General features: G+C 36.4%; 10 protein-coding genes. 5 read left to right on the forward strand and 5 right to left on the reverse strand.

Annotated elements, in window-relative coordinates; genetic code table 11:
- Nucleotides 1–154: 154 nt before the first annotated feature.
- The 4 genes from QP953_RS11240 (at nt 155) to QP953_RS11255 (ending at nt 6,477) form a co-directional block, all read left to right on the forward strand.
- A complete protein-coding gene (locus QP953_RS11240; RefSeq protein WP_309555070.1) occupies nt 155–511 on the forward strand; it encodes a hypothetical protein in 357 nt (118 codons plus the stop codon).
- A gap of 405 nt (nt 512–916) precedes the next feature.
- On the forward strand, nt 917–4,135 hold the full coding sequence (locus QP953_RS11245) for a T9SS type A sorting domain-containing protein (protein WP_309555071.1): 3,219 nt from the start codon (nt 917–919) through the stop codon (nt 4,133–4,135).
- A gap of 347 nt (nt 4,136–4,482) precedes the next feature.
- On the forward strand, nt 4,483–5,259 hold the full coding sequence (gene mazG / locus QP953_RS11250) for a nucleoside triphosphate pyrophosphohydrolase (RefSeq protein WP_309555072.1): 777 nt from the start codon (nt 4,483–4,485) through the stop codon (nt 5,257–5,259).
- A 24-nt stretch (nt 5,260–5,283) separates the two neighbouring features.
- The gene (locus QP953_RS11255; RefSeq protein WP_309555073.1) at nt 5,284–6,477 is read left to right on the forward strand and encodes a pyridoxal phosphate-dependent aminotransferase; all 1,194 of its coding nucleotides are present in this window, start codon (nt 5,284–5,286) and stop codon (nt 6,475–6,477) included.
- A 106-nt stretch (nt 6,478–6,583) separates the two neighbouring features.
- On the opposite strand, the gene QP953_RS11260 is transcribed toward QP953_RS11255, so the two are convergent.
- Genes QP953_RS11260 through QP953_RS11280 form a run of 5 tightly spaced genes read right to left on the reverse strand, consistent with a single transcriptional unit; the run spans nt 6,584 to nt 10,764 of the window.
- Nucleotides 6,584–7,960, reverse strand: coding sequence for a hypothetical protein (locus tag QP953_RS11260; RefSeq protein ID WP_309555075.1), 1,377 nt, complete (start codon nt 7,958–7,960; stop codon nt 6,584–6,586).
- 24 nt (nt 7,961–7,984) lie between these two features.
- Nucleotides 7,985–8,365 (reverse strand): hypothetical protein, encoded by a 381-nt coding sequence (locus QP953_RS11265; protein ID WP_052599709.1) that lies wholly within the window; start codon nt 8,363–8,365, stop codon nt 7,985–7,987.
- A gap of 11 nt (nt 8,366–8,376) precedes the next feature.
- Nucleotides 8,377–9,264, reverse strand: coding sequence for an ATP-grasp domain-containing protein (locus QP953_RS11270; RefSeq protein ID WP_309555077.1), 888 nt, complete (start codon nt 9,262–9,264; stop codon nt 8,377–8,379).
- Between the two features lies 1 nt (nt 9,265).
- Complete coding sequence (locus tag QP953_RS11275) at nt 9,266–9,553, reverse strand: SEC-C metal-binding domain-containing protein (RefSeq protein ID WP_309555078.1); 288 nt, start codon at nt 9,551–9,553, stop codon at nt 9,266–9,268.
- An 11-nt stretch (nt 9,554–9,564) separates the two neighbouring features.
- Nucleotides 9,565–10,764 (reverse strand): class I SAM-dependent methyltransferase, encoded by a 1,200-nt coding sequence (locus QP953_RS11280; RefSeq protein WP_309555079.1) that lies wholly within the window; start codon nt 10,762–10,764, stop codon nt 9,565–9,567.
- Nucleotides 10,765–10,861: 97 nt separating this feature from the next.
- Between QP953_RS11280 and rocD the strand changes: the two genes are divergently transcribed.
- On the forward strand, nt 10,862–12,118 hold the full coding sequence (rocD, locus tag QP953_RS11285) for an ornithine--oxo-acid transaminase (RefSeq protein ID WP_309555081.1): 1,257 nt from the start codon (nt 10,862–10,864) through the stop codon (nt 12,116–12,118).
- The last annotated feature ends 124 nt before the right edge of the window (nt 12,119–12,242 follow it).

Genomic DNA, 12,242 nt, shown 5'->3' on the forward strand with positions numbered 1-12,242 from the left:
CTGTCTCTGGTAGGTTATTAGTAATATAAGAGTTGTTTTTATTAGTAGTTCGTTGATTGCCTGCGGTGCTACTGAATGGTTTCAACGAACTATTGTTTTATGTAAACGCAACTCTTATTAAGTATAAAAATTGTAAACAACAAAAATATACAATATGAATCAAGATACATGGGAAAATATTAATATGATCATCCAAGATGAAGATATTCAAGGAGCAGAATTTACAAGAGATTACATCAATGAAGGAAATGTAAATTCTTGTGTAGATTTTTACTCTAGTGCCCTAAATAATAAGCAAAAAGCTATAGTTATAACCATTTTTTGTTCAGATTACCAAACGGAGAATACAAAAAAGATAGCTAAAGATTTCTTAAAGAATGTTCCAGTGACAATTTACAATGAGCATGTCCATAAAACCTGTTTGTGGAATCTTGATTCAACGTTGAATTTGGAATCTCTAGAAGATATTGCAACAATAGAATTGGCAGTGAAAAAAGCTTTAAACGAATAAAAGGCTGAAGATTTATTATTGTTTATAAAAAAGTCGTGTTGAGTACAGTTGGTAAAACAGTATTTGATGCGGCTTTTTATTTTTAGCATAAGGCGTCATTGGGAATAAAAAATTACTATTATGACGTTTAAATTATTTGCGAATTTTTTTAATTTTGTAATCAAAAAAAATATGTTTCTGAATTTTTAGAATGATTGGGTCTAAATAATTGAATTGTAGCTGGTTATTTGTTTTTTGAACTTTTTGAAAGCCTAAAAAAGGGCTTAAAAGTGATTTGAGGTTATGAAACTAGTAGAGTACATTTGCATAATCAAAGTTATGACTAAAAAATAACTTTTATAAACTCTTGTTATTCAACAGCCCAAGGAGGGCTACTATTATTTACAATAAACATAAAAAACACAAATGATTTTAAATCGACTATTAAAAGTAAGTCTTGTTCTTTGCTTGCTCATGAACAGTTTTGGAAGTTTTGCAACTTCTCACACTGTTACTAATTTGAATGATACAGGTAGCGGATCATTAAGGGATGTACTCGGTCTTGTTGCTACTGGTGATACAATTCTCTTTTCTAATGCTATGCTTTCTAGTAGTAGCGATACTATAAAACTAAATTCACCACTTATTCTCAATCGGAGTCTTGTCATTTTAGGACCCAATATGCCTAATTATAAATTGTACCTTAGTGGTCAAACTAGTACCAATATCGCAGAGGTAAGTTTTTCACGATTTAGCCCCCCATTAGAAATACAAAACCTCGGTTTTATAAACGGATCTACAACACAATTTGGTAAGGGGGGAGCAATTGCGATCCTAGCTTGTAGTGGTATTACTTTAAAAAAATGTGAATTCAAAAATAATTCAGCTAATTATGGAGGAGCCATCAATTCTAGCCTTTCTCAAACTTCTGATAAAGATGTTATTATAGAGGAATGTTTGTTTGATAATAACTCTAGTACTTCTGGAGGAGGAGCGATTTATTTGACGAGTCATGATGCTTATGCGTTGACATGGAATATCTCCAAGACGACTTTTAGCAACAATACAGCTGTTGGTTCTAGACATGGAGGAGCGATTTATTGTCGCAATGGGATTGATAACACCTCATTGCCAACCAAAGATATGACCATAAATATTACAGAAACAACCTTTGCAAATAATACAGGGTACGAAGGTGCTGCCTTTTATTCATACCATGATCCTGATGGCACCTACTCAAATACGAATATTACCATTACAAAATCTACTTTTACAGGGAATGTAAATACTTACCTAGGAATACATGGTGCCGCTCTTACGGTAACAAGTAGTATTTATGCTACCGCTGCTAGTTTAGGATATTATTTAACGATGTATGGATGTAGTGTCGTTGATAATATAGGAAAGGGAATTTACTATGGTAATAGAGGAGGTAATGGCAATATAACAATAGGAAGTAGTATTTGGGCATTTAATACAAGAGGTGATTTTTATGTTTCTAGAACGTCAGGGGGTAATGGAGGCTCAGCTATATCATCGAGCGGATACAACCTTATTAGTGATGCTGGGCGGAGTGGAGCGTTGCCAACAGATCAAGTAGGAGTAACGGCTGCGAATGTTAATCTTGGACCACTTCAAAATAATGGAGGTGTAACGGAAACAAGAATGCCAGGGGTTGGTAGTATTGCGATTAATGCTGGAAATCCTAATGATATGTCAGATGCACAAAATGGCAGTATAGAAGGAGGTCGTAGAGATATTGGAGCAGCAGAATATGTTTCATGCTTAGTTAACTCCACAACGGGAACAGATGTACAAACAGCTTGTAATACGTACACATGGATAGATGGGAACACGTACACGAGTTCAAACAACACAGCAACACACACTTTGACGAATGCAGCAGGTTGTGATAGTGTGGTAACGTTGAATTTGACAATCAATAACTCTACAACGGGAACGGATGTACAAACAGCTTGTGATACGTACACATGGATAGATGGGAATACGTACACAAGTTCTAATAATACAGCAACACACACTTTGACGAATGCAGCAGGTTGTGATAGTGTGGTAACGTTGAATTTGACAATCAATAACTCTACAACGGGAACAGACGTACAAACAGCTTGTAATACGTACACATGGATAGATGGGAACACGTACACGAGTTCAAACAACACAGTAACCCATACTTTGACGAATGCAGCAGGTTGTGATAGTGTGGTAACGTTAAATTTGACAATCAATAACTCTACAACGGGAACAGACGTACAAACAGCTTGTAATACGTACACATGGATAGATGGGAACACGTACACGAGTTCAAACAACACAGTAACCCATACTTTGACGAATGCAGCAGGTTGTGATAGTGTGGTAACGTTAAATTTGACAATCAATAACTCTACAACAGGAACGGATGTACAAACAGCTTGTGATACGTACACATGGATAGATGGGAATACGTACACGAGTTCTAACAACACAGCAACACACACTTTGACGAATGCAGTAGGTTGTGATAGTGTAGTGACGTTAAATTTGACAATCAATAACTCTACAACGGGAACAGACGTACAAACGGCTTGTGATACTTATACATGGATAGATGGGAATACGTACACAAGTTCTAATAATACAGCAACACACACTTTGACGAATGCAGCAGGTTGTGATAGTGTGGTAACGTTAAATTTGACAATCAATAACTCTACAACGGGAACAGACGTACAAACAGCTTGTAATACGTACACATGGATAGATGGGAACACGTACACGAGTTCAAACAACACAGCAACACACACTTTGACGAATGCAGTAGGTTGTGATAGTGTAGTGACGTTAAATTTGACAATCAATAACTCTACAACAGGAACAGATGTACAAACAGCTTGTAATACGTACACATGGATAGATGGGAATACGTACACAAGTTCTAATAATACAGCAACGCATACTTTGACGAATGCAGTAGGTTGTGATAGTGTGGTAACCTTGAATTTGACGATCAACACGCCAACAACGGGAACAGATGTACAAACAGCATGTGATACGTACACATGGATAGATGGGAATACCTACACGAGTTCTAACAACACAGCAACGCATACTTTGACGAATGCAGTAGGTTGTGATAGTGTGGTGACCTTGGATTTGACCATTACTACAATAGATACAATGGTTACTCAAAGTGGAATTGTTTTAACAGCGAACCAAAGTGGAGCTACTTATCAATGGGTAGATTGTAACAATGGAAATGCAGCAATCGTCGGAGAAACCATGCAAAGTTTTACACCTTCGATAGATGGTGATTATGCGGTGATGATTACTTTCAATAATTGTACTAGTACTTCAAGTTGTTTTAATGTAGTTGTCAATGCTGTGTCAACTATTGAAGAAGGAACCATGCAGGCTCGTGTATATCCTAATCCAACAACAGGACAAGTTAATATAGAGTTAGAAGAGGTGTTGGAACAAGGATTTGTTCGATTGATGGATGTAAATGGGCGTGTGTTGGTAGAAAAAACAGTAGATGGTGAGCAGTTCATTCAATTGAATGTTGATGCGTTGCCAACGGCAGTATATTTCTTAGAACTTCGAAGTTCAAAAGGCATTTATACGCACAAAATTATCAAGGAGTAAGACGTTAATTATATTCATACGGTTTATAAATGAAAGTCGTATTGAGGACAGATTGGAAAATAGTCTTCAATGCGGCTTTCTCTTTTTGGTAAAACAATGGTGTATAACTCTGTAGTTAACTATGTTGTTACTATGGGAAGATTTATGGTGTTATTGGAGTTGTGTGTTAAAAGTGTTGATTGATAGATTGGTATGTATGTGCTTTTTGTTTTTTTATTACTCAGGTGTAGGCTCTTATCAGCATAGCGAACTAAAAAAGTAAAAAATCAACGAACTCTAGTATAGGTAATTATTAATTGAACGAAGTTATTTATACCTTTACGAAGAACTACTAAGATAAGCACAATATGGATGTAAGATTAAAGGCGTTTGAGCGTTTGCTCAACATTATGGATGACTTAAGAGAAAAATGTCCTTGGGATAGAAAACAAACGTTGGAGAGTTTGAGTCTATTGACAATAGAAGAAACCTACGAATTGGTGGATGCTATTCAGGAAGGAGATATGGAGGAATTGAAAGGTGAGATAGGAGACCTAATGCTACACATGGTTTTTTATTCTAAAATAGCCAGTGAAAAAAAAGCTTTTGATATTACGGACGTGTTAAATGCAATTTGTGATAAATTAGTCCATCGACATCCGCATATTTATAGTGATGTGGTGGCAGAAGACGAAGAGACGGTTAAGAAAAATTGGGAGTTGTTAAAATTACAAGAGAAAGGAAAAAAATCTATCTTGCAGGGTGTCCCAAAATCTTTGCCGTCTATGGTAAAGGCTTACAGAATTCAAGAAAAAGTAAAACAGGTAGGCTTTGAGTGGGAAGAAATAGAAGAAGTCTGGGAAAAAGTAGAAGAAGAGCTAGGCGAATTACAGGTTTCTGTTGATGATAGAGAAAGTTCTGAGCGTATTGCAGATGAATTTGGAGATGTGATTTTTGCATTGATTAATTATGCTCGTTATCTCAAAATTGACCCAGAAGCCGCCTTAGAAAAAACCAACAAAAAATTTATCCGACGATTTAAGTATATTGAAGACCACGCAACGAAACCCTTAGCGGATTTGTCTTTAGACGAAATGGATGAATTATGGGATAGTGCAAAAAAAATAGAAAAAAACAATAATTAATCAACCATAAAACTACTATTAAGAATGTACGTTTCTGACCGTTTAAAAAATATGGCGGAATCTGCCACCATCAAAATGGCTCAATTAGCAAGAGAATTGAAGACTCAAGGGCATGAAGTAATTAGTCTTAGCTTGGGAGAACCTGATTTTGATACGCCCAGCCACATCAAAGAGGCCGCTAATAGAGCATTGCAAGAGGGCTATACTAAGTATACGCCTGTTCCTGGGTTAGTAGAGTTACAAGAAGCAATTGTTACCAAATTTAAGCGTGACAATAATCTAGATTTTGATAAAAATCAAATTGTAGTTTCTAATGGTGCCAAGCAATGTTTGGCCAACTTGTCCTTGTCTTTGCTCAATGAAGGAGACGAGGTTATTATTTTTGCTCCGTATTGGGTTTCTTACAAAGAAATTATCGGGCTGAGTGGCGCAAAGCCTGTATTTGTAAATGCTACTATTGATAATGATTTTAAAATAACAGCAAGTCAACTAGAAGCAGCTATTACAGCCAAAACTCGTATGGTTTTGTTTTCTTCTCCTTGCAATCCTACTGGTACAGTTTATTCTAAGGCAGATTTTGAGCCTTTGGTAGCGGTTTTGGAAAGACATCCTGAGGTTTTGATTGCTTCGGATGAAATTTATGAATACATCAACTTCTTAGAAGGCGGTCATTGTAGCATTGCTAGCTTTGACTCCATCAAGGATCGTTGTATTGTTATTAATGGTTTTTCTAAAGGCTTTTCTATGACGGGATGGCGTTTGGGGTATATGGCAGCTCCAACTTGGATTGCCAATGCTTGTGCTAAAATGCAAGGTCAGTTTACTTCTGGGGCAAACTCTTTTGGACAAAAAGCAGCTGCGGAGGCTTTGTTGGCTGATATGAAGCCGACCTATGATATGAATGAAGCGTTCAGAAAACGCCGTGATTTGGTTCTAAAGTTATTACAAGAAATTGACGGCTTTAAAGTGAATTTTCCTGAAGGGGCTTTTTATGTTTTTCCTAATATTAGTGCTCTTTACGGCAGATCCGTAGATGGTCAGACGATTCAAAATTCTTCGGATTTTTGCGAATATATTTTGCACAAAGCTCATGTTGCTATTGTTGCTGGAGAAGCGTTTGGTGCAGATGATTGTGTGCGCATTGCTTATTCTACATCTGAAGAACAGTTAGAGGAAGCAATAAAGCGCATTAAAAAAGCGGTCGATGCATTGAGTTAATCTCTTATTGTACTTTACGCACGGATCGTAAGTCATTAAGCGGATTATAGTGCCTATTTCATAGATGAGATAGGCACTATTTTTTTTGGTACAAGAACCAAAAGGGCTAACGAGTCTTTTTATAAGTTAAGATATAATGTTCTGTTTTTAATAAAATAGAGTCTGTTGGCAGGAGTGAATGAGTGCGTTTCTTTAAGTTATAATGTGCTGTTGAAATATCTTTTTGCACGGCATTTCGTTGCGTAAATAAACGCAGTGCTCTTGGCTTGTAAAAGACAATGATAGCCTCTTTGGGAGTATTGTTTTTTATGTATTGATAGATTTGTTGCAGCTCGATGGAGTAGGCTTCATTGGTATCTTTCTGCCAATAATAATAGCTGGTTAATAAACTCTGGCTTAAACTACTTAAAAGTAATCCTATAATGATGTATTTTTGAAATTTTGGGGCAATGGGCAACCCTTTGATGCCTTCTAATAGGAAGTAGATCAAAAAAGGAAGTACTGGAAATAGAAAGCGCATGCCTTGAAAGCTAACCCATATCAAACAAATGCTTATTGTTCCTCCAAGGTAAACCAAGAGTGGTAGGTGTGCATTGCCTTTTTGGTAGATACCAAGAAGGATTAAACTACTAAAGAAACAGGCAACCACTAATGCAATAGACGTTGGAATATTTCTAAAAATTAAGAAATAGTTGCCTACTAATAAAAAATAATAGTAGAAGTTGTTGATAATAATATCCAGAGAAGTTTCAGACAATAAGCTAAGTTGTTTGGTTGAAACAGAGGGGGACCAATACCAGCGCATTAACCATAGACATACAAAACTGATGTAAGGTAGTAGGTAAATCTCTAAAGAAGCTTTTTTTGCTGTTTTAAATTGCTGCCATTGATAGGCAAAAAGACAAGGCAATAGGACAATGCCAATATCTCTAATGTTATACGTAAAAAAAATGAGGATGCCTAAAAAAATACTTTGAAAGTAGCTGTTATATTGCTGTCGTTGAAGGTGATAATAACTCCATAAGCTAAAGAAAAAGAAGGGGAGATCTGATAAAATGTGATCTGAGAAACGTATAAAATGGTAATTAATAACAACTAAGAAGGTAATGGCAAGGGCTTTTGGGGTAGAGCATCCAAATTGTTTGAAAATTGCATAAATAAAAGGAATGCTTGCTATAAGAAAGAGCAAACAATATACTTTTAGAACCCAAAAATTCAATCCAAAAATCAAATAAATAGGGAGCAACAAGATAGGAAAACCATTTGGATACAGGTAAGGACCAACATGGGCGTAGGAATGTTCCATGGCAAAGTAGTTGGCTTTAAGCAAGTCCTCTGTATTGCCTTCCCAAAGAGCTTGAGTTTGCTGTAGATATAGGGCAAAATCATCCGACCAATTATGCCCTATATCAATACAAGATAAACCTAGTAAAAGTGTAAGAATGCCAACGCAATAAAGGGCATTAGTAGCCGGTAAGCGCATGAGGAATTTATTGTAGGCGATTGATTACAGTTGGCTTAATGCTTCCAAAACGGTTCCTAAAATAATACCTCCTCCAATGGCTGCCGCATCATAAAGCACTTGGTGCTTCATCGGGCGTACTTGGATCATCTCCCAACCGTTGGATTGATTAAAGCACAGTGGGTTTAATCTATGATTATTATAATAACTAACAGTTTCTGGATGGTGCTTCCAAATGATATTGGGTACTTTAGGTAGTTCAAATGTGGGGCTTTTTCTTGCTTTTTTTACATCAATAACTAAAGGCTCTTGTTGGAAAGTTTTTTGAAACGACAAGGTACTTAGCTTTAAGTCGGAATCTACTTTTTGTGCTTGAGCAGCAAAACAAATGCTGAATAGAGCAACGATGAGGATAAATTGTTTCATAGAAATTGATTTTAAGAGAAATGGTTATAAAATGTAGCTTTATCGGCATTTTCTGGCAATCCAGAGACTTGACCATCTCCTAATTCTACAACAATCCATTGACCATTTTCTTGTTGGGCAATATCAATGCAGAAAAAACTACTGTTTATAGTAGGAATAACGTTTTCTAAGAACGAAAGGTTGGGCAAACTAGCCGCGTAATTTCCTTCATCCCAATACATTAAACTTTGAATGATTTTGCCATTTTTGACAAAAATTCTAAACTCCTTTGTTAAGGGCATCCCACTCGTAGAATGTATGGCTAAAGGTTGTAGGTTTAAAAACGCTCGATACACAATCCCTACATTCAAATCTACATCTTGTAACTCAATAAAACGTTTGGTTATTTTTTCAACATTGGCTAAATCACTTGCATCTGGAATAAAACAAGCTTCTTCCCAATAATGCTTTTGAGACTTAACGTAGTCTTTAACGATAATAGGGCGATTGTCAAAAACTTTTAAATCTTCTCTAAAATCTTCCATATCAAAGGCACCATTTAGAGGCTTGAAGATGCTTTGGGGCGTGACTGCCTTTATGGTTTCGTAGGAATTGGGTAGGTAATGACAAAAGGCATATTCCTCAGGCGTATTGATTAGTTGAATATTGCGTTGGAACAATGCCTCATACAATGTTTGGTATTGTTCCTGCGTCAACATCCATCCTCTATAAACTGCCTGTTCTTTCTCAGAGGCTGGATGAACAAATCGAAGGGCAACATCTAGATTGCCTTTTTTGAGGGCTTCAAAGCTAATCAAAGAACAAGAAAGATTAGCTGCCTTTGCGGCGGCATATTCTTCTTGGTACATATAGTCTATTTCTTTAGGATTGAATCCACTATCACAAAATAAAATGCGCATATTATTTGTTCTTTAGACAACATTTTTTGTATTTCTTTCCCGAACTACAAGGGCAAGGGGCGTTTCGACCTATTTTAGGAGTGTTATTGACCTTAGGTGTTTGTTCTGAATAAAAACCTTCCTCTAATTGGTCGATATTATCATAAATTTGTTCTAAAGTAGAACGTATTTTGTTTAGAATATCTTCATCTGTAGGACTGTTATACAAAAAATCAATCGCTTCAAATGGAATTCCATTTTTTTGAGTTTCTAAAACCTGAAAGGCTTGTTCTTTGGTGGTAATAGCCATTTGAAATAGTTTTAGATTCGTTTTAATAACGCCATATAAAAGCCATCAAAACCTTCATTAGGCAAAATTTGTTTTTCTTTCAACAACTGAAATGCCCTTCCTGCCTCGCTAGCTAAGAATGTTTGCACTTGTCGTTGGTTTTCGGAAGGCAAAATACTACATGTAGCATAAACTAATTGACCTCCTTTTTTACAAATAGGGGTATATGTTTGCAAAATATGTTGTTGTGTTTGCTTAATTTGTTCTAAAAAATCAGGAGTTAAACGCCACTTGATGTGTGGGCTGCGTTTTAAGGTTCCTAAGCCAGAACAAGGAACGTCTAACAACAAACGATCGGCAGTATCATATAAGTTCTTGATTGTATCTGAACTCGTAATCGTTTGTGTTTTGATAATAGAAACGGCGGCTCTTTTAGCACGTTTAGCAAGTTGATACAGTTTCTCTTCCTCCACATCCAAAGCAGTAATATTTCCTTTGTTGTTCATCAAGGCAGCTAAATGCAAACTTTTGCCTCCTGCGCCAGCACAAGCATCTACAACGGTCATTCCTTTTTCGACTTCCAAAAAGGGAGCGACTTGTTGTGAAGAGGCATCTTGAATTTCAAAATATCCTCTCTCATAACTAGGCAAAGCCGTTAATTTTTGTCGTTTGGGAACAATAACGGCATCGGGCAGTTCCATCGCTTGAGCTTGGACACCTTTTTTATCCAAATTAATTAGCAAATCTTCGGTACTTGTTTTTAAGCTATTGGCACGAAGTACCAATTCAGCAGGTTCGTTAGAAGCTTCCATACAGGCAGCCCATTCGTTGCCCAATTCTTGGCGTCCCAAATCATCTAGCCAATCAGGAATCGACGTTTTTATTTTTAAAACTGTAGACAACTCAGCCTGTTTATTTATAATAAATTCCTTATTTAACGCTTCAAAGGTCTCCCAGTCAGGTAGTTCGATGCCTTGGAGTATCCACATAATACCCAATATTTTCCACCAATCTTGTGTGCTTTGAGGCTCTTTACCCAATATTTCATAATAAGTTCTGTACCAGCGTACCGCATCATAAATCGTAGCGGCTAAAAAACGCCGATCTTTAGAACCCCATTTTTTATTGGAACGCAAGGTTGTTTGAACAACTCGATCAGCCAACTGATTTTCAGTGAAAATTTTTTTTAATGCCTTTATAGACGCTTCTACTAAATTTCGATATAGTCTCAAGTTTTTTGTATTTTTGTGGTACTGTTTGATTCTGTGTCAAACAAATTTATAAAGAATAAAGTGATTTTGACTAAAAATCTAAAATTTATAATCAAATATGGAAACGACAACAAATGTAACATTAAGTTCTCAAGATTTAATGGATTTAGAAGATAAGCACGGTGCTCATAATTATCATCCACTGGGTGTGGTTTTGGCTAAAGGTGAAGGGGTTTATGTATGGGATGTAGAAGGAAAGCAGTATTTTGATTTCTTATCTGCATATTCTGCAGTGAACCAAGGACACTGTCACCCTAGACTAGTTACGGCTATCACGGAGCAAGCATCAACACTAAACTTGACTTCTAGAGCTTTTTATAACGATAAATTGGGTGTGTTTGAAAAATTTGCAACGGAGTACTTTGGTTATGATAAACTATTGCCGATGAACACTGGAGCAGAAGGGGTTGAAACAGCAATTAAAATATGTCGAAAGTGGGGATATGAGAAAAAAGGAATTGAAGCAAACAAAGCAAAAATTATTGTTTGTGGAGAAAACTTTCATGGACGTACTGTAACCATCATTTCGTTTTCTAGCGATCCTGATGCAAGAGGAAATTTTGGTCCTTATACGCCAGGGTTTGAAGCGGTTCCATATAATGATTTGGATGCTCTAAAAGCAGTAATGGAGGCTGATGCTGCTAATATTGCTGGATTTTTGGTAGAGCCCATTCAAGGAGAAGCAGGTGTAAATGTTCCAGACGATGGTTTTTTAGCAAAAGCTTATGAATTGTGTCAGCAGCACAATGTTTTGTTTATTGGAGACGAAATTCAAACAGGAATTGCTCGTACAGGTCGTTTGTTGGCTTGTGATTATGATAATGTGCGTCCAGATATTCTAATCTTAGGAAAAGCACTTTCGGGGGGAATGTATCCTGTATCAGCAGTTTTAGCAGATAATGAGATTATGAACGTGATCAAGCCAGGACAGCATGGTTCTACTTATGGTGGTAATCCTATGGCTTGTGCAGTAGCTATGGAAGCCTTAAATATTGTAAAAGACGAAGCATTGGCTGATAATGCTTTTGAGTTAGGAAAGGTGTTCCGAGAGCGAATGAATCAATTGGCTGAAAAAACGGATTTGATCGCCAAAGTAAGAGGTAAAGGTTTGTTGAATGCTATTTTGATTAACGATACACCAGATAGTTCTACGGCTATGGATATTTGTATTGCCTTGTCTAAGAATGGTTTATTGGCAAAACCTACACACGGAAATATCATTCGTTTTGCGCCTCCTTTAGTGATGACAGCTGCTCAGTTGGATGAGTGTTGCAAAATTATTGAAACAACAATACTTAATTTTAAGAAGGCATAATGCTATGTATGTGTTTGAAGAACATGGCTGAATAATAAAAAATGGAAATTAATTTATTGTATTAATTTTTATATTTAAAACGGATTTAGTGCTTTAGCCTAAATCCGTTTTTTTATATACTGTT

Source organism: Aureispira sp. CCB-E (genome assembly GCF_031326345.1).
Classification (GTDB): Bacteria; Bacteroidota; Bacteroidia; order Chitinophagales; family Saprospiraceae; genus Aureispira.

Bases quoted from the DNA above. Each gene is read 5' to 3' on its own strand.
- QP953_RS11240 (WP_309555070.1), top strand. From the start codon at position 155: ATGAATCAAGATACATGGGAAAATATTAATATGATCATCCAAGATGAA.
- QP953_RS11245 (WP_309555071.1), top strand. From the start codon at position 917: ATGATTTTAAATCGACTATTAAAAGTAAGTCTTGTTCTTTGCTTGCTC.
- mazG (WP_309555072.1), top strand. From the start codon at position 4,483: ATGGATGTAAGATTAAAGGCGTTTGAGCGTTTGCTCAACATTATGGAT.
- QP953_RS11255 (WP_309555073.1), top strand. From the start codon at position 5,284: ATGTACGTTTCTGACCGTTTAAAAAATATGGCGGAATCTGCCACCATC.
- QP953_RS11260 (WP_309555075.1), bottom strand. From the start codon at position 7,960: ATGCGCTTACCGGCTACTAATGCCCTTTATTGCGTTGGCATTCTTACA.
- QP953_RS11265 (WP_052599709.1), bottom strand. From the start codon at position 8,365: ATGAAACAATTTATCCTCATCGTTGCTCTATTCAGCATTTGTTTTGCT.
- QP953_RS11270 (WP_309555077.1), bottom strand. From the start codon at position 9,264: ATGCGCATTTTATTTTGTGATAGTGGATTCAATCCTAAAGAAATAGAC.
- QP953_RS11275 (WP_309555078.1), bottom strand. From the start codon at position 9,553: ATGGCTATTACCACCAAAGAACAAGCCTTTCAGGTTTTAGAAACTCAA.
- rocD (WP_309555081.1), top strand. From the start codon at position 10,862: ATGGAAACGACAACAAATGTAACATTAAGTTCTCAAGATTTAATGGAT.